The sequence below is a fragment of the Neisseria sp. 19428wB4_WF04 genome (genome assembly GCF_015235335.1).
In the GTDB taxonomy this organism is placed as follows: Bacteria; Pseudomonadota; Gammaproteobacteria; order Burkholderiales; family Neisseriaceae; genus Neisseria; species Neisseria musculi.
The window spans coordinates 1-18,088 of sequence record NZ_JADGLG010000033.1 but is presented as its reverse complement, the minus strand read 5'-3'; the positions used below and the strand labels follow the sequence as shown (position 1 = coordinate 18,088).

General features: G+C 53.0%; 15 protein-coding genes and 3 tRNA genes. 6 read left to right on the top strand and 12 right to left on the bottom strand.

Annotation, left to right across the window (positions count from 1 at the left end; genetic code table 11):
* Positions 1 to 540: 540 nt before the first annotated feature.
* Positions 541 to 1,008, bottom strand: coding sequence for a universal stress protein (locus IR141_RS08190; RefSeq protein WP_135035783.1), 468 nt, complete (start codon positions 1,006 to 1,008; stop codon positions 541 to 543).
* Between the two features lie 132 nt (positions 1,009 to 1,140).
* Here IR141_RS08190 and IR141_RS08185 point away from each other — a divergent pair, with 132 nt between their 5' ends.
* Together IR141_RS08185 and IR141_RS08180 are read left to right on the top strand one after the other, a co-directional pair.
* On the top strand, positions 1,141 to 1,944 hold the full coding sequence (locus IR141_RS08185; RefSeq protein WP_135035780.1) for a ThiF family adenylyltransferase: 804 nt from the start codon (positions 1,141 to 1,143) through the stop codon (positions 1,942 to 1,944).
* The gene (locus IR141_RS08180) at positions 1,941 to 2,816 is read left to right on the top strand and encodes a ScpA family protein (protein ID WP_135035777.1); all 876 of its coding nucleotides are present in this window, start codon (positions 1,941 to 1,943) and stop codon (positions 2,814 to 2,816) included. Before IR141_RS08185 ends, IR141_RS08180 begins: the two co-directional genes overlap by 4 nt.
* Before the next feature lie 309 nt (positions 2,817 to 3,125).
* Here IR141_RS08180 and IR141_RS08175 read toward each other — a convergent pair whose 3' ends face one another.
* From IR141_RS08175 to icd, 6 genes are all read right to left on the bottom strand, one after another.
* Positions 3,126 to 3,356 (bottom strand): hypothetical protein, encoded by a 231-nt coding sequence (locus tag IR141_RS08175; protein ID WP_135035774.1) that lies wholly within the window; start codon positions 3,354 to 3,356, stop codon positions 3,126 to 3,128.
* Positions 3,353 to 4,549, bottom strand: a complete 1,197-nt coding sequence (locus IR141_RS08170) for an acetate kinase (RefSeq protein ID WP_135035771.1) — start codon at positions 4,547 to 4,549, stop codon at positions 3,353 to 3,355. The genes IR141_RS08175 and IR141_RS08170 overlap by 4 nt, the downstream gene beginning before the upstream one ends.
* A gap of 157 nt (positions 4,550 to 4,706) precedes the next feature.
* Positions 4,707 to 5,717: a 2Fe-2S iron-sulfur cluster-binding protein gene (locus IR141_RS08165; RefSeq protein ID WP_135035768.1), complete on the bottom strand. Its 1,011-nt coding sequence runs from the start codon at positions 5,715 to 5,717 to the stop codon at positions 4,707 to 4,709.
* 356 nt (positions 5,718 to 6,073) lie between these two features.
* Entirely contained in the window at positions 6,074 to 6,307 is a 234-nt protein-coding gene (locus IR141_RS08160; RefSeq protein WP_135035766.1) for a hypothetical protein, read from the bottom strand.
* Between the two features lie 788 nt (positions 6,308 to 7,095).
* Positions 7,096 to 7,189: transfer RNA gene (locus IR141_RS08155), tRNA-Ser, on the bottom strand.
* Between the two features lie 541 nt (positions 7,190 to 7,730).
* Complete coding sequence (gene icd / locus IR141_RS08150; protein WP_135035763.1) at positions 7,731 to 8,969, bottom strand: NADP-dependent isocitrate dehydrogenase; 1,239 nt, start codon at positions 8,967 to 8,969, stop codon at positions 7,731 to 7,733.
* Between the two features lie 678 nt (positions 8,970 to 9,647).
* Between icd and IR141_RS08145 the strand changes: the two genes are divergently transcribed.
* Complete coding sequence (locus IR141_RS08145; protein ID WP_135035760.1) at positions 9,648 to 10,208, top strand: pseudouridine synthase; 561 nt, start codon at positions 9,648 to 9,650, stop codon at positions 10,206 to 10,208.
* A 757-nt stretch (positions 10,209 to 10,965) separates the two neighbouring features.
* On the opposite strand, the gene IR141_RS08140 is transcribed toward IR141_RS08145, so the two are convergent.
* The 4 genes from IR141_RS08140 to lptF form a co-directional block, all read right to left on the bottom strand.
* A tRNA-Asp gene (locus IR141_RS08140) sits at positions 10,966 to 11,042 on the bottom strand.
* A 12-nt stretch (positions 11,043 to 11,054) separates the two neighbouring features.
* A tRNA-Val gene (locus tag IR141_RS08135) sits at positions 11,055 to 11,130 on the bottom strand.
* Positions 11,131 to 11,273: 143 nt separating this feature from the next.
* The gene (lptG, locus tag IR141_RS08130; RefSeq protein WP_135035757.1) at positions 11,274 to 12,344 is read right to left on the bottom strand and encodes an LPS export ABC transporter permease LptG; all 1,071 of its coding nucleotides are present in this window, start codon (positions 12,342 to 12,344) and stop codon (positions 11,274 to 11,276) included.
* Complete coding sequence (gene lptF / locus IR141_RS08125) at positions 12,341 to 13,453, bottom strand: LPS export ABC transporter permease LptF (RefSeq protein WP_135035754.1); 1,113 nt, start codon at positions 13,451 to 13,453, stop codon at positions 12,341 to 12,343. The genes lptG and lptF overlap by 4 nt, the downstream gene beginning before the upstream one ends.
* Before the next feature lie 170 nt (positions 13,454 to 13,623).
* Between lptF and IR141_RS08120 the strand changes: the two genes are divergently transcribed.
* The 3 genes from IR141_RS08120 to efp all read left to right on the top strand — a co-directional run bounded on the left by IR141_RS08120 (position 13,624) and on the right by efp (position 17,224).
* Positions 13,624 to 15,048, top strand: a complete 1,425-nt coding sequence (locus IR141_RS08120) for a leucyl aminopeptidase (protein WP_135035807.1) — start codon at positions 13,624 to 13,626, stop codon at positions 15,046 to 15,048.
* Between the two features lie 385 nt (positions 15,049 to 15,433).
* The gene (gene earP, locus IR141_RS08115; protein WP_135035804.1) at positions 15,434 to 16,621 is read left to right on the top strand and encodes an elongation factor P maturation arginine rhamnosyltransferase EarP; all 1,188 of its coding nucleotides are present in this window, start codon (positions 15,434 to 15,436) and stop codon (positions 16,619 to 16,621) included.
* Between the two features lie 42 nt (positions 16,622 to 16,663).
* Complete coding sequence (gene efp / locus IR141_RS08110; RefSeq protein ID WP_085366796.1) at positions 16,664 to 17,224, top strand: elongation factor P; 561 nt, start codon at positions 16,664 to 16,666, stop codon at positions 17,222 to 17,224.
* Positions 17,225 to 17,689: 465 nt separating this feature from the next.
* On the opposite strand, the gene IR141_RS08105 is transcribed toward efp, so the two are convergent.
* Positions 17,690 to 17,914, bottom strand: a complete 225-nt coding sequence (locus IR141_RS08105) for a YdcH family protein (protein WP_135035751.1) — start codon at positions 17,912 to 17,914, stop codon at positions 17,690 to 17,692.
* Positions 17,915 to 18,088 lie beyond the last annotated feature (174 nt).

The window sequence follows — 18,088 nt, the reverse complement described above, 5'->3', positions numbered from 1 at the left end:
CCTTATCATTCAGTACAATATCATAGGCTTTATCGACCAGCATCCTGTCGGCTGCGGCTTTCCCTTTTGCATCATCCACCGCTCATTACCGCCCCACCACATAGAGATAGAGTTTGACAGAGAACTCCCCCATATCAAAGCAGAAAAGCTCAGGCTGCACTGCCGCACCGGATTGCCTTTGCTTTTAGATTGAAATTGCACCAACTCGGGGCAGCGGTACACAGCGGATTGTTCCGTGATTGTTTTTAATTTTTAATGATGACAAGATAATCTCATATTTTGCAGGCTGCGGATATACTGTCCAACGGGATTTTTGTCGGAAGCCGGATACAGCCAACGGCATTTGGCGGCGGTTTTTGCAGGCAAAACGCCGCCGCATAAACCTGCCCGTTCTGGCAGGTTCGGATTATATTCTATCTAAAGCCATTTAAAGACGGCCGGCCGTCTGAAAGCAGCAAATATATAAAACATAAAAACCAGAACCCGCCGCTGTTGCAAACGGCGGATCCCTGCTTTTCAGCCCGGCTGGCTCCAACGGCTTTATTCCGATTCATCTTCCGTGCTGCGGATAATCAACAGCGGCAGATGGCTTTGGCGCATCACGGTTTCGGCAAAACTGCCCATCAGCAGGTGCATCAGGCCGCTGCGGCCGTGGGTGCCCAACACCAACAGGTCGGCACCTTGCGCATCAGCATAATCCACCAACTCCTGCGCCATTTCCCGCGCACCTTTGTTGGCCACCAACAGATGCTTCACCACATTCGCCGCGCCCTGCTCTTTGGCGTTGTTTTCAGCAAAATCCAGCACTTCGTTACCCTGCGCCACAGCGGCGGCTTCGTAGCTTTCATGCTGTAAAAATTCGGGTGCCAACGCCATATATTCGGCAGGATTGGCAACGTGCACCAAAGTCAGCCGCGCGCTGCCGAAACTTGCCAGATCGGCGGCATGCTTCAAAGCGTTGAGGGAAGTCGCACTGCCGTCAACGGCAACAACCAAATGCTTATACATCTTCTTCTCCTTATTTGAAGTGTCGAACCTCCGGACTCAATCCAACTCTGCCGGCTCCGTTCAAGTATAATACCGTTGCGCCGTTTTAGCAGCGTTTTTTTTATTGTGCTTGACTTACCACAAGGCAGAATCATGCAAGACACCGCTTCGATTTTTTCCCGCCGCTTCGGCGGTATCGCCCGCCTTTACGGCCAAGCCGCCCTACAGCGTTTTGCTGCCGCTCATGTGTGTGTGGTGGGCGTAGGCGGTGTCGGCTCGTGGGCGGTGGAGGCACTCGCGCGCAGCGGTATCGGTGCCTTAACGCTGGTGGATTTGGACAACCTGGCCGAATCCAACGTTAACCGCCAACTGCCCGCGCTCACGGCCGAATTCGGCAAGGCCAAGGTAACGGCGCTGCACGAACGCATTCTGCAAATCAACCCTGCCTGCCGCGTAACCGAAATCGAAGACTTCGTTACCGAAGAAAACCTGCATGAGATTTTCAGACGGCCTTTCGATTTCGTTATCGATGCCATCGACCAAGTGCGCGTGAAAGCGGCAATGGCGGCTTATTTCGTGCAACACGGCCAGCCGTTTGTGGTGAGCGGCGGCGCCGGCGGCCGCAAAAACCCGGCTTTAATCCGCACCGGCGATTTGAGCAGTGCCACCCACGACCCGCTGCTGTCCAATCTGCGCTACACCCTCCGCAAACGCTACGGCTTCCCGCGCGGCGGCGGAAAAATGCGCGTGCCGTGCGTGTTTTCCACCGAAAACATCACCCCTCCGCAAACGGCCGAAGCGTGTTGCAATAATCTTTCAGACGGCCTTTTTTCAGACGGCTCCAATGCTCCGCAAGGCTTGTCGTGTGCCGGCTACGGCGCGAGTATGCTCGTTACCGCACCGTTCGGCCTTTATTGCGCGCAAGCCGCTGTCGGACACATAGGGGCAGGGAAATGACGGTAGCCGCCGGCGAATGCCTGCAAAGGCCGTCTGAAAACACCGTGGCTTGGGTTTTCGGCCAGCCCGTTACCGATATTCCGCAAGATTTGTTTATTCCGCCCGATGCCCTCAAAGTGGTGCTGCACAGTTTTCAGGGGCCGCTGGATTTACTGCTTTATTTAATCCGCAAGCAGAATATTGATGTGCTGGATATTCCGATGATCAAAATCACCGAACAATATCTGCACTATATTGCCCAAATGGAAGCCTACCAATTTGATTTGGCAGCCGAATATTTATTGATGGCGGCAGTGCTGATTGAAATCAAATCACGCCTGCTGCTACCGCAGCCCGAAAACACCGAAGAGGGCGAGGAGGCCGACCCGCGCGCCGAACTGGTGCGCCGCCTGCTGGCCTACGAGCAGATGAAGCTGGCCGCGGCCGGCCTCGATGCCCTGCCCCGCGCCGGCCGCGATTTCGCCTGGGCCTATCTGCCGCTGGAAATCGCCGTTGCAGCCAAACTGCCCGATGTGCACACCGCCGACCTTACCGAAGCGTGGCTGGGCATACTTTCCCGCGCCAAACACACCAAAAGCCATGCGGTGGTGCAGGATGCGGTATCCGTGCGCGCGCAGATGTCGGCCATTCTGCGCCGCCTCAACACCCGGGGTTTCTGCCGTTTTTCGGAGCTGTTCCAACCCGGGCAGGGAGTGGTGTATGTGGTGGTGAACTTTATCGCCCTGCTTGAGTTGGCCAAAGAAGGCTTGGTCCGCATTGTGCAGCCTGAAAACTTCGCCGAAATCGAAATCCATGTGAAAGACGGCGGCGCAACAGAAAACGGCGCAGAAACGCTTTCAGACGGCCTGTTTGACGAAACAGAACAACCATAATATTTTGCCGAATACCGTCTTGACCGCAAACAACGGCGGCTGTGTGCATTTCAAACCATACAGCAGGCCGACATGAAACGGGCAAGACAAAGAACTCCAAAACAACACGGCGTCACGATGGCGATTCTGTTGCTGCTTCAGCAGCCGGCAAAATGGCACTCTTTAAGCCGAGCCGGGAAAACACCGCAGCGCCGTTTTATATTATCCGAATGCCAGGCCGTCTGAAAATATTTTTCAAATCAATCTGTTCATACGGCCATGCCAACCCTGCAAGCCCGCTGTTCCCTGCCCGGGCGAGGATCCGGGCATTCAATTTCCCGGTATTTGCTTAATCGATATTTCAATATTTTTATCCGGCATTCCGGCCTCTGCGTAAATAACGGTATAGTAAATAACGGTATAAAAGCCTTTCAGACGGCTTAAAGTATTTTGCAAAGGCTCACGGCTGTTTGGCGGGCTGCCGGATTCTGATAGATGCAGCACAATAAAAAACCCTGCTTTATGCAGGGTTTTCCCAATAGGCAACCGCCGTTTTATCACAGGCCGCTCAAACCGGCGGTGTCGTGGGCGATCATCAATTCTTCATTGGTGGGAATCACCACCGCCAACGCTTTGCTGTCAGCAGCGGTAATCACGCCGGCATTGCCGAAACGGGCGTTTTCGTTGGCCTGCCTGTCTTCGACCAAGCCTAAAAAGCCCAAATAACCCAACACCTTGCTGCGGACCAAGTTGGAATTTTCGCCGATACCGCCGGTAAACACCAAAACGTCCAAGCCGCCGGCGGCTACTGCCATAGCGGCAACGTATTTGGCCAAACGGTAGGTAAACACTTCCAATGCCAGTTTGGCACCTTCGTGGCCTTTGCCCGCTTCTTCTTCGATGGTACGGCAGTCGTTGGATAATTCCGAAATGCCCAGCAGGCCTGATTTTTTGTTGAGCATATCGGTAACTTGTGTGATGCTCATGTTGGCGTTTTCGGCCAAAAACGAGAAGATGCTCGGATCGACATCGCCGCTTCGGGTGCCCATGACCAAACCCTCCAGCGGAGTCAGCCCCATGCTGGTATCTTGGCATCCGCCGTTGGCAACGGCGGCAATCGATGCGCCGTTGCCCAAGTGGGCGATAACCATGCGCAGACTGTTTTTGTCTTTGCCCAAAAAGCGGGCGGTTTCATCGGCAACAAAGCGGTAGCTGGTGCCGTGAAAGCCGTAGCGGCGCAGGCCGTATTTGCGGTAAAGCTCGCGCGGCACGGCATAAGTGTAGGCGTGTTCGGGAATACTTTGGTGGAAAGCGGTGTCGAACACGGCCACATTCGGCAGGCCTTTGAAAATATTTTGTGCGGCGCGGATGCCCAGCAGGTTGGCGGGATTGTGCAACGGCGCGAGGGGGATACATTTTTCAATGCCGTCCACCACTTCCGGCGTAATTACAATAGATTCGCTGTAAAGCTCGCCGCCGCTGACCACGCGGTGGCCGACCGCTGCAATACGGCTGTCGAGCCCGTGGGCTTTCAATTCTTCCATCAGTGCTTCCACCGCTCCGGTATGGTCGGGATTGCGTGCTAAATCTACCTTGCGCTTTTCGCCGTTGGCTTTAAACGTGATATACGCATCGGGAAGGTTCAGTTTTTCTGCCAGGCAACTGAGCAATACCCCGCCGCTGTCGTTATCCAACACCGCGCCTTTCAAAGAAGAACTGCCGCAGTTTAATACCAAAATCAGTTTGTCTGACATATTATGCTCCTAAATAACTGTTTTCAGACGGCCTCTGCCGCTTTTCAACAAAACATTTCAAAATAAAACACTGCATTCTAGCAAACTTTGCCGTATGCCGAGCATTCTGCCGGCATGGGCCAAACAATAAACAGTCTGTCAAAAACCAAGAACTGCCCTAAACTGCAGGCGAAAACGCATCCGAAAAAAATGCATCAACGGGCAGGCCGCATTGTTCTACAAGTTGTTGCCGCGCCGCCTCAATCATACCGGGCGAGCCGCAGGCATACACTTCGTGTCCCGACAAATCGGGATAATCCGCCGCAACATGAGCTTGGATATACCCTTGTGCCCCCTGCCAATTATCGTTTTGGCGGGAAAGCACCGGCGTGAAACGGGCATCGGGCAGCCGTGAAACCAAATCCGCCGCCTGCTGCAAACAATATAAATCAACCTCATGCCGCGCGCCCCAATAAAGATGCACAGCGCGCGTATCACCGTTTTCTACCATCTGCCGTAAAATACTGCAAATCGGTGCGAATCCTGTGCCCGTAGCCATCAGAATTGCAGGTTTGCCGCTTTCTTGCAAGGTAAACGTACCCAACGGGCCGCGTACACGCAGAATTACCTTTTCTTGAATCAAGGCATTTTCGCTAAACAGCATCTCTGAAAACAAACCGCCCGCGCGCCTGCGGATATGCAGCTCCAAAGCTTCGGCCTGCGCCGGGCTGTTGGCAATCGAATAACTGCGCACCTGGCCGTTTTTCAGCAAAATATCAATATATTGCCCGGCTAAAAATGTAAACGGCGGCGCTTTGGGCAAAGCCAGCGTCAACACAGCCACATCATGCTGGTAAACCACCGAAGCCACCCGGGCAGGAAAAGTTTTCACCGGCGGCATGGCCGCACCATTATAGCCCGGCACCTTCAACACAATATCACTTTGCGGCACTGCGCAACACATCAAAATCTTACCTTGCGCTGCCTCTTCGGCGCTCAACGCCAACTCCGCATGCGCGCCCTGTGCCACTTCGCCGCCGACAAGCTCAGCTTTGCACTGCCCGCAAATACCGCTTTGGCAGGAATGCGGCAGATTCAAACCCTGCCGCTTGGCGGCGTTTAAAACCGGCTCCCCCGCTTCTGCGGTAAAAGCAGCATCATCGGGGGCAAAAGTAATGGTATAAGACATAAAATACCGTTAAAAATCAAATCAAGAAACCAGCCGCAGCCTTTGCCGGGCACCGCCGCTTCAGGCCGCAGTGCTGCTTGTAATACAAACCCTCGGGCCGAAACTGTTGCAAAATTTATAAAATACCGCCCAGCGCCTACCCGCCATCGGCACGTAGGAAACCTTGTCTGGCTTTCGTAAGTTGCTGCAATAAAAAACCTGACGGCTGTAAGGTGCAATCCACACCTGCCGGAGAACAACAGTTATTGAATGTTTCAAACGACCGAATTATAAAACACAAACCGGCTTGACGGGTTGTCTTTTAAAACGCCTCAGCCCTGCCCCCGCAAGTCTGTTCAGACGGCCTGAAACCCGGGTTATGGATCAACGGTTTCCAACAAAGCAGGTAAAACAAATAGAACAATGCCGGCCGATTCTGTTTGCACGCCGGCGGCCTGCAAAGTTGTTTTTTGGCTAAAACGCAGCAAAGACGCAGCGGAGCCAAGTTGGCTGACTGCTTGGCCAATCGTGTTTTTTACGGTATGGCTTGATATTATCGTGAATCTGCCGGTTCCTTGACCATCTCTGAGATCGGGCTGCCGTCTGTGCATTCTGCACCCTGCTGTTTTGTACTGAAAATGAAGTAGAGCTGCGGCAGCGGCTGCAAACCGCCTGCATCACAGCCGCTGTGTTTTTTCTTTGAACGCCTGCAACACTAAAGGCCGTCTGAAACAGATTGTTCAGACGGCCTCCCGCAACATTGACAGTTTTAGTTAAAAAGATTTAGTTAAAAAGAATCCCGCTCGGCCAACCACAGCGCAGCCAAAGTAACCAGCGATGCACAGCCTATCAGAATAATGATTTGCAGAAAGAAAACCGACATAAAAACCTCCGTATGATTGTGAACCGCCGTGCCTGCTGCAAGCAGCGGCTTATCGTTGTTGTAAAAACCGAGTGCTCATCATACCACAAAATCATAACATTTCTTTACTTTTACTTAACTTTCCACTCTGAAAATTACAATAATTATCATCAATAGGTAGAAATAAATTAATACCATTAAAACAATAAACCAAATTTAACCCATATTCACATTAACTCCTACCGGTGTAAACCCGCCATTACTGCCTTCATAAAAAACCGGCGCGAAACGGTGTTTCTCTGAAACCGCAGCCGGCCTATGTGCAATACTGGCCTTTCAGACGGCCTGTTATCCCATTTATACGGCCGTTACACGCCTACCTACCGCCCTTCCCTGCCCTGATTGATGTTGCTTCTCTTCGCCCCCCCGCCGCAGCCGGTAATGCGCAGATTCATCGCTGAAGACGTTTTGAATAAAACCACTTTTGTCAATACAAAAAAAGCCGGTGATTGAACACCGGCTTTGAATGAATATTTATGGCGGAGTAGGAGGGATTCGAACCCTCGATCCAGGTTTTAGCCCAGATGCACCCTTAGCAGGGGTGTGCCTTCAGCCTCTCAGCCACTACTCCGTAAAGAAGCGTGAACTATAAACAAGTCTGTTTAAGGTGTCAAGAAAGTTAGTGGTTTTTGGGCTGTATGAACATTAAGTTTATGAATTCCATTTAAATTCACCTTAATCGGTTGGGCTGCTCATTCGGGCTTGCCCATGATTGGGAAAAGCCGGCCCCACACTCACTATATTGCCGCTGTATTGCTGTTTTATACCGGCCGTAACCTATGTATAGGCTTGATGCAGAGCGGTGGTAGCGGAGTGTGGTTGCCAAACGATCACTGTAGCCAATCCACTTTAATGCAGCAAACCGAAAACACTGCACAACCGGCTCTGTTGCCGCTTCAACAATTTGCAAAACCGCTCTCTTTCAACTAAGGCACAACATGCCCTAGTGGAGATAAGCCGATTCACCATCACCATAGGGATTTTGCGCCGGGCGGTATACAGATAATGTTTAATCTGTTTTTCGAAATATCGGTGGTTCTTGCTGCAGCCGTCTGAAAAGGCCGTGCAGCACATACTGCACGGCCTTCAGGCAGCCTTTTCAGACGGCCTGGTTACATACGTTCAATCATGGCTTTGCCGAAAGCAGAGCAGGATACTTCGTTGGCACCCTCCATCAGACGGGCAAAGTCGTAAGTAACCTGTTTGTCGCCGATGGCTTTTTCCATGGATTCGATAACCAAATCTGCGGCCTCTTTCCAGCCCAGGTGGCGCAACATCATCTCGGCAGAGAGAATCAGCGAGCCGGGGTTGACTTTGTCTTGGCCGGCATATTTCGGTGCGGTGCCGTGGGTGGCTTCGAATACGGCGTATTGGTCGGAAATATTCGCTCCCGGTGCGATGCCGATGCCGCCCACCTGCGCAGCCAGCGCATCAGATATATAGTCGCCGTTGAGATTCAGTGTGGCAATCACATCGTATTCGGCGGGGCGTAAAACGATTTGCTGCAGGAAAGCATCGGCAATGGCATCTTTAACAATGATTTCTTTGCCGGTTTTCGGGTTTTTGAATGCACACCACGGGCCGCCGTCGATAGGTTCGGCACCGAATTCTTTTTTGGCCAATTCGTAGCCCCAATCTCGGAAGCCGCCCTCGGTAAACTTCATGATGTTGCCTTTGTGCACCAAAGTTACGCTGTCGCGGTCGTTGTCGATGGCGTATTGGATGGCGGCGCGCACCAAGCGCGCGGTGCCTTCTTTCGACACAGGCTTGATGCCGATGCCGGAGGTGGCGGGAAAGCGGATTTTCTTCACGCCCATTTCGTTCTGCAGGAAAGCAATCACTTTTTGGGCGGCTTCGCTCTCGGCTTCCCATTCGATACCGGCATAAATATCTTCGGTGTTTTCACGGAAAATCACCATATCGGTTTTGCTCGGATCCTTCAGCGGAGAAGGCACGCCGTTGAAATAGCGCACAGGGCGCACGCATTGGTATAGATCCAACTCTTGGCGCAGCGCCACATTCAGCGAGCGGATACCGCCGCCTACGGGCGTGGTCATCGGGCCTTTGATGGATACCGAATATTCTTTCAGCGCCTCCAGCGTTTCTTCGGGCAGCCAAACATTGTCGCCGTAAACGCGGGTGGCTTTTTCGCCGGCATAAACCTCCATCCAGTGGATTTTTTTCTCGCCACCATAAGCCTTGGCTACGGCCGCATCAATCACGTTAATCATTACGGGGGTAATATCCACGCCGATGCCGTCGCCTTCGATAAAGGGGATAATCGGGTTGTTGGGAATGGCTTGTCCGGGCACGATTTTCCGACCCTCTGCGGGTACTTTGATATAGCTCATGGTGTCTCCTGTTTACGGGTGTTTTTCTTTGCAGTTTAACAAGCCCGCTGCAAAAGCGCGGCAGGCATGGCGTGAAACTGCGCAAACGCTTTGAGATTATGCTTGATTTTTGCCGCCGGTGCCAGTAGACAGGCAAAATCGGCCTGTGGCTGCCATACTTGACCGGCGGCGGCAGGATAAGGAAGAAAACAGGCAGGTGCGAAGCCCGATAACGGCGCGCGCGGCCAATTATTTTAAAATACCATAATATCTTCAATATACTGTCTGCGGCTTGCCACTTATCCCCCAAATGGGGGGCTAACGGCTTAGCCGGCTGATAACCGAAGGCTCAGGCCGTCTGAAAGCAGTTTTCAGACGGCCTGAATATTTTTTGTATGCCGCTGCCGGCAGCATTTGCCACGCTTGCAAAAGACAGACAACCGCGGCTTCATCCGCAGAAATCCGCACCGTTTTACCCGGCGTTATAGTTTACCCGGCGTTACAACAGTTCAGACGGCATTGCCGCACCGCGCCTTTCGTCACTGTCTTGCACTGCCGGCCGGCTGCCCGTATCAAAAGTGGACCAATCCACTATAAAATACGGCACAGGCCAAGAGCTGCACCCACAGCAAAACCAACACCCTGCCGGCAGCAGCTTTCCATCGTCAACCAATCCAGCCTCAATAAACGGCGGCATTCATGAAAAAACTGATTGTTTTCAACAAACCTTACGGCGTTATCTGCCAGTTTTCCGCGCACGAAAAACACAAAAGCCTCAAAAATTATATCGATATACCGGGTTTCTACCCCGCAGGGCGGCTGGACGCCGACAGCGAGGGCCTGCTGCTGCTCACCGACAACGGCCGCCTTCAGGCGCAGATTGCCGCCCCCAAACACGGCAAAGAAAAAACCTATTGGGCGCAAGTGGAAGGCAGCCCCGATGAAGCGCGGCTCGATACACTGCGCACAGGCATGGACTTGGGCGGCTTTATCACCCGCCCGGCAAAAGTGAGGGTTTTGCCGCCGCAAGAGCCGGAGCGTTTGTGGCCGCGCAACCCGCCCATTCGGGAACGCAAAACCGTTGCTGATTTTTGGTTGGAAATCACCGTCAGCGAAGGCAGAAACCGCCAAGTGCGGCGGATGACGGCCAAAGCGGGTTATCCCTGCCTGCGCTTGGTGAGGGTGGCAGTGGGAAGGCTCAACCTGTTCGAGCTGGGCATAGAACAGGGCACTTGGGCATGGTGCCGCAAAATGCCTTGATATCTACTATAAATGCCGTTCCAAACAGCCTAAATTTCAGACGGCTTGGATATCGAAAAAGTCAGATTACCGGAAAGTCCAGATGGTTTGCACTTTTTATACTGCACCGCTTTTATTTTGGGGCTGACATAGATGGGCAATCTCGACAGGCTGTCAAAATGGGGATAGCACTTTATAGATTCAGCAAGAGCCTCTCAAGAAAACTGCTTGAATATTTTGTACCCGAAGCCGCCGCACGTGGCTGCCGATATTTTGGGTATTCAGCCCAATAGGGACACCGGCAGATTCCACCCTTACCGGATAAACCACAGCGGTTTGCCGGCCGACAAAAGCATATTATATTAATCACAGCATTGGAATTTTTTGGGGTCAGACAAAACATATCTTACGCAAATGTAACGGAATGACCGGAAATCTTTTCCTTATTCTTGAAAAGTGTAGATTTGCTTTAACTTTGCAACATCAAGCAACACTGTTTCACCTTGCTTTGGGCTTTGGGCTTTGGGCTTTGGGCTTTGGGCTTTGGGCTTTGGGCTTTGGGCTTTGGGCTTTGGGCTTTGGGCATCGTTGATCAATCTCTAAGCCCCCGAAACAGGTCTTCACGGCGGTTTCCCAAACAAACCTTCACACAGAGGGTGTAAACAGGCCGGGGTTTTCCGGTGCTCAAGCCGTCTGAAAACAGATTGCAAAAAAACAGATAAAGAAAAAAGCACCGCTTCAAGCCGGTGCTTTTTTCTTTGCTTTTTTGAAAAGGGTTTGGCGGAGTGGACGGGGCTCGAACCCGCGACCCCCGGCGTGACAGGCCGGTATTCTAACCAACTGAACTACCACTCCGTATAAGAAACTTGGTGGGTGATGACGGAGTCGAACCGCCGACATTCTGCTTGTAAGGCAGACGCTCTACCAACTGAGCTAATCACCCTTTCGCATTGCGAAGATGCGATTAAACCAAAATCCCCAAACTTGCGCAAGCGTTTTTTCAGCTTGATAAACCACTTTTCAACAAGCTGATGAAATATAAAAAAATTACTTTTTCAGACGGCTTGTGTTTCTCTCAGGCCGGATTCAGCGTTTTTCCTGCCTGCGTATCAGATACACGCCCAAAACGGCAAACAGCGCGGTCGGCAGCGCAGCGGCGATTAGCGGCGGAAAGCCGTAAAGCTGCCCGGTAAAGCCGAACAACCGGCCGGTGAAGTGAAACGCCAGCCCCAAACAGATACCGCCAAACAGCTTCAGCCCCATATTGCCGCGGCGGGTGTGTTGCGGGGTAAACGCCAGCGACACCAAAGCCATCACCAGTGCGGCAACAGGATACATCAGTTTGCGCCACCAAGTGATTTCGTAGAGCTTGGTCTGCTGCCGGTTGTTTTTCAGATGGCCTATATAGGTGGTGAGCTCCGACACCGACATCTGTTCCGGCTTTACCAGTAACACTTCCAGCAGGCTGCGTTGCAGCTTGAGCGGCCAGTTTTGTTCGGCATGTGTTTCGGTGCGCACTGCTTCACCGTCAAGCAGGCTGCGGCGCACGTTTTGCAGCTGCCAGCTGTTGTTTGGATTGAGTGTGGCGGATTCTGCTTCCACCGCTTCGACCAGTTGGAAGGCTTCATTGTGCCGCCACACTTTCACGCCCAGCAAGGTGTGGTCGGGCAGCATTTCGCGCACGTTGATGATGTTGTTTTGTTCTTTCAGCCACAAACCCTGCGCGCCTGTGCTGATGCGGCCGCTGATGGTGGTGGCTTTCATGTTTTCGGCACGTTGGCTCAGTGATGGTGCGAGCCATTCGCCCAAAGCCGCGGTGGCAACGGCAAATATCAGGCCGAAGCGCAACAAAACGGTAATCAGCTTTTGAGTGCTCATGCCGCTGGTTTTCATCACCGTGATTTCACTGCCGGAAGCGAGCTGGCTCAAGGCAACCAACCCGCCTATCAATACTGCCAGCGGCATCAGGTCGTAAGCGTGGGCAGGCATCTGCATCAACACATACTGCATCATTTTACTGCCGTTATAACTGCCTTTGCCCAAATCGCCTGCTTCATTGATGATGTCGAAAAAGCTGTAAAGTGCCAGAAAGGCCAGCAGTGCGTAAACCGTCATCACGCTGAGTTGGCGGATAAGGTAGCGGGTAATCAGCTTCATTTGGCACCGCCTTTCAAGCTGAGTTTTACAGCGCGCCAAAAAGGCTGTGCGGGCATACTGCGCACACGCAGCAGGATAACGGCAACGGCGGCAATGAGTATGTGCATAGGCAGCATACCGAGCCAGAAATTGAGTTTGCCGCCTTCCACCGCATTGCGCAAAAAGGTAAGGCCGTTTTGGTAAACCAAATACATGCCGATGGCAATGAGGATATTATAAGTGTGCCCCGTGCGCGGGTTGAAATAAGAAAGCGGCACGGCCAGTATGCTCAGAAGCAATACGCTCACAGGCAGCGACAGCCGCCACATCAACTCGGCCTTGTATTGCGGATTGCTGCTGCCGAAAAGCTGCCCGGTGGGAATAGTGCGGCGGTGTGAAACCGGATCAACGATTTTCGGCACCGTGCTGATAATCAGGCTCAAATGCTCGAACGACACTTGGCTGTAATCGGCCCGGCCGGGTGTTCCGCTGTAACGGTAACCGTTGCTCAACTCGAGCGTGCGCTTGTTGTCTTGCAGTGAAAACGTGCCTTCTTTGGCGAAAACGATGTTGTCGTTGCCTTTATCGTCTGTTTCGCGCAAAAACAAGTTTTTCATAATGCCCGGGCCGGTGTCGAAAGTTTCCACGAAATACACACGCCCGTTGCGCTTGCCCAGCGTGCGGAACTCGCCCGCCTCCACCAATGAAAGCTCCTGTTTCTGTTTTAAGATTTCGGCGTATTCGCGGCTGCGCAGCTCTGCCCACGGCATCACGAAAAGCTGCATCACCGCAATCAGCAGGGCAAACGGCACGGCAAACTGCAACACAGGGCGTATCCACTGCCTCAGCGCCAGCCCGCACGAGAGCCAAACCGACATTTCGCTGTCGCGCCAATAACGGGTCAGCACAGTGAGCGTGCTGATATAGGCGGTGAGCACCAGCAAGAGCGGTGTCATGCCGACAACCCAAAAGCCCACCAGCGCGGCCACTGCATCAACCGCCACGCGGCCGTCTGCGGCACGCCCCAGCAGGTTGACGGCCTGCGTGGACACCAGCACCGCCAGCAACACCACAAAAATGCCCACAGCGGTGAAAGAGAGTTCTTTGATAAAGTTTCGTTGATAAATCATAAATAGCCGCTTTGGATGGCAGAGATGGCCGGATTAAGGTTCCTCCTGAGGTTTCGGGTATGCCGGTGATGGAGTACAATCAGGCCGATATGTTTCAGACGGCCTGTCGATATCGGCAGGGCCGTCTGAAAAAATTCTTTAGGGATAACCACTCATCTAGGAGAGTCAGCGTGAAATTTAGCACAAAAGCCGAAAAATTGCAGCCGGACACCGCCGGCGCCCTGCTTTATATCTGCGAAAAAGCCTGCCCCTGCAGCGAAAACAGCGATAACGAAACCGCCGCCCTGCTCTGCGGCTCTTTAGAAAAAGGCCAAACTTTCGCCGAAACCAAAATTTCCGAACACGGCCGTCTGAAAGCCGTTGCGGTGGTGTGCCTGCCGGATACCGGGCGCGAAACCGCAGCCAAGGCCGCCGCCGAAGCTGCCGCATGGGCGCAAAAGCAGGAATCGGTAAACATCTGCCTCGCCCCGTTAGGCCAAGAAGCTGCCGCCTTGATTGCCGAAGTGTTCGCGACTGCCTTGGGCAATGCGGTTTACCGCTTCGAGCGCTATAAAAAAGAATCCCAACCCGCCCGGTTGGCCGAAGCAGTATTTTTCAGCCCCGAACACGGCCGGGCCGTAAAAGATGCGCTCAAAACAGCCGATGCCCTGGTTTACGGCATGTCGCTGTGCAAAGACCTCGGCAATGCCGCGCCCAACGAATGCACGCCCGAATATCTCGCCGAAACAGCAAAAAAACAGGCCGAAAAGCTCGGTGCCACGGTGAAAGTGTTCGATAAAAGCTATATCAAAAAACATATGGGGGCTTTTTGGTCGGTGGCCAAAGGCAGCAAACAGAAACCCTATTTCATCGAACTTTCCTATTTCGGCGCGGCAGATAAAAAAGCGGCGCCGGTGGTGCTGGTGGGCAAAGGCATCACATTCGACTCGGGCGGCATTTCGCTCAAGCCCGGCCTGAATATGGACGAAATGAAATACGATATGTGCGGCGCGGCCGGCGTTATCGGCACATTCTGTGCCGCCGTCAAACTCAAGCTGCCCGTCAATCTGACCGCGCTTATCCCCACTTGCGAAAACATGCCCTCCGGCCACGCCAACAAGCCGGGCGATATTGTAAAGAGCATGAAAGGCCTCACCATCGAAGTGCTCAACACCGATGCGGAAGGCCGTCTGATTCTGTGCGATGCCTTAACCTACGCAGAGCAGCTCAAACCCAAAGCCGTGATTGACGTTGCCACCCTCACCGGCGCCTGCATCGTTGCGCTGGGCCACGAGGTCAGCGGCCTGATGGCCAACAATCAAGAGCTGGCCGACAGCCTGCTGGCCGCCTCGCGCGAAAGCGGCGATCAAGCCTGGCAGTTGCCGCTTTTCGATTCCTATAAAGAGCAGCTCAAATCCAATTTTGCCGACCTGCCCAACATCGGCAGCCCCGGCGCAGGCACCATCACGGCAGGCACATTTTTATCTTACTTCACCGAAAACTACCCGTGGGCGCATCTCGATATCGCCGGCACCGCATGGAAATCGGGCAAAGAAAAAGGCGCCACCGGCCGCCCCGTGCCGCTGTTGCTGCACTATCTGCGCCAAATAAAATAAACGCGGTTTTTTTAAAACCATCGGCCGTCTGAAAACAAAACGAAACTTCCGTTTTCAGACGGCCTTTCCACATGACGAAAATATAAACCCAATCCAAATCAAGCCTTTAAATCTTACTCACAAAAGCTGTGGATAACTGTGTGGAAAGTTTGTAGAATCGCCGTGTTTTTCCCGCAGAATCAAGCCCCGCACAGGGTTGCACAAAAATTAAGCCTGAATAAAAATATATTATTTATCAAATAGATAAACATATCCAACCGGTGTCAGGCCCATTAATCGGCACGCTTGTCAATGCGGTAACTATTAATGTGGATAAAGAAAATATTTTTCTTGACAATCCGCCCCGAAGCGATAATCCCGCACTCCGAATATATGGAAACCGATGATGCCCTCCGAACACCGCAGCCGGCCGCACCTTGCGCCGCAAACCCCAACCGAATCCCCGCCGGTTTGCTGGCTTTTCTGCACCGTTATCGACAATTTCGGCGACATCGGCGTATCGTGGCGGCTCGCGCAGATGCTCAACCGCGAACTCGGCCGGCAGGTGCATTTATGGACAGACAACCCCCAAGCCCTGCGCGTGCTCTGCCCCGATTTGCCCGCCCCGCCCTGCGTGTATCAAAATATCCATATCCGCCTGTGGAATTCCGACCGCGCAGCAGGCTTGGAATCCGCCCCGCCGCCCGACACCGTTATCGAAACCTTCGCCTGCAACCTGCCGCCGAATGCCATCGCCGCAATAGCCGCCAACCGGCCGCTGTGGCTGAATTGGGAATACCTGAGTGCTGAAACCAGCAACGAACGTCTGCACGCCCTACCCTCTCCGCAACCAAACGGCCTGCAAAAATATTTCTGGTTTATGGGCTTCAGCGAAAAAAGCGGCGGCCTGCTGCGCGAATGGGATTACGCTGAACGCAGCCGTTTCAACACCGCCCAATGGCGCGCCCGCCTGCTGCTGACCGAAAAAACTGCCCCCGAATGGCTGCTGTTCGGCTACGAAAGCCCCGTTTGGGCCCAATGGCTGGAGATGTGGCGGCAAAGCGGCCAACCCATCACCCTGCTGCTCTCCGGCAGGCAGATTATCGACAGCCTCAAAACTGCCGCCGCCATTCCGCACCATGCCCTGCAACAGGCGGGAGACATGTTTCAGACGGCCTGCGTAACCCTAATCCGCATTCCTTTCGTGCCGCAGCATGATTTCGACCGCCTGCTGCATCTTTCAGACGGCCTGATTGTGCGCGGGGAAGACAGCTTTGTGCGCGCCCAATTTGCCGCCAAACCCTTTTTCTGGCACATCTATCCGCAAGAAGAAGCAGCGCATATCGAAAAACTGCACGCCTTTTGGAACCAAACCTATGCCTGCTACCCCGAGGCCGTCCGCAACGCCCACCGAATATTGTCGGACGAACTCAACGGCGCCGCCGTGCTCACCGCCGCACAACGCCTGGCTGCCTGGCAGACCCTGCAAAGCCGCCACGCAAACTGGCGCAAAAGCGTGTCGGATTGGCAAAAACACCTGTTTTCACAGCCCAGTGCCATAGAAAAACTAGCCAAATTCAAGCAAAGCCGCTAAAATAGTGCGTTTTATTTTCACCCGATATTGATTGGAAACATGATGAAAACCGCACAAGAACTGCGTGCCGGCAACGTATTTATGGTCGGCAACGACCCGATGGTGGTGCAAAAAACCGAATATATCAAAGGCGGCCGCTCTTCGGCCAAAGTGAGCATGAAGCTGAAAAACCTGCTCACCGGCGCCGCCACCGAAACCATCTATAAAGCTGACGACAAATTCGATGTTGTCGTGTTGGCGCGCAAAAACTGCACATACAGCTATTTTGCCGACCCCATGTATGTTTTTATGGACGAAGAGTTCAACCAATACGAAGTGGAAGCCGAAAACATCGGCGATGCGCTGAAATTCATTGTGGACGGCATGGAAGACGTGTGCGAGGTAACCTTCTACGAAGGCAATCCGATTTCCGTGGAGCTGCCCACCATCATCGTACGCGAAGTAGAATACACGGAGCCTGCCGTTAAAGGCGACACCTCGGGCAAAGTGATGAAAACCGCCCGTTTGGTCGGCGGCACCGAAATCCAAGTGATGGCCTACGTTGAAAACGGCGACAAAGTGGAAATCGACACCCGCACCGGCGAATTCCGCAAGCGCGCCTGATGCCCGAATTCAACACCGTTCGAAATAAGGCCTAGATACAAGGCCGTCTGAAAACATAAAACCGCCCCGGCCATTTCGCCGGCTGGGGCAGTTTTTCATAATCAGATTCAAACACCCTCCAATGCCCTCCAAACCGAAACCGTTTATTGCCGCCCCGGCAGCACAAACCAAGAAGCTGCCGTAATGCCGGGTGTATCGTGTATCTGCGCGCACGGGCGGATCAAACACCATATCCCCAAATAAACGCAGCCCCCTATAGTGAATCCGCCTTATTTTCGGCACCGGGCAAAGCGGCACAGAACCCATTCCGTTGCTTTGCTATTCCAACCGCAACAAAGCCAATACGAAATGAAACAGGCCGAACCCTACCCATACAGAATCCGACCTGCTTTATCCGCCTGACGATAAACTCATCCGAAACTCGGAGTCGGTTTGGTTTTGCAGACGGCTCCGATCGATAACGGTTTATTTTCCGGCTTTATCGGCTTTCAACAAAATCGCATACAGCTGGTCTTTCAGATGCAGCTTCTGCTTTTTCAACTCTTCGATTTCCTGCAAACCTTCGGTAACGGGGTTGTTGGTCAGGCCGGTGATTTTGTCGTCCAGCGCATTATGCTCGTCAAACAAGCGGGCGAAGTGGGCATCTTCTTGTTTTAATTTAGAAATCAAATCGCGATATTCCGGGAACATTTCGTTTTCCTCTTAACATACCAATTAAAAAACAAGCAATTTCTTGCTTACCTGAGTTCCATTACATTCTATAACAAAGCAGCCTTGCTAATCCAGCCCATTCTCCGATTGCACCCCGCCCTGCCGCAACCCCGCCATAGTAGATTTTCCCGGCAGCCGCGCATACAATCCCCC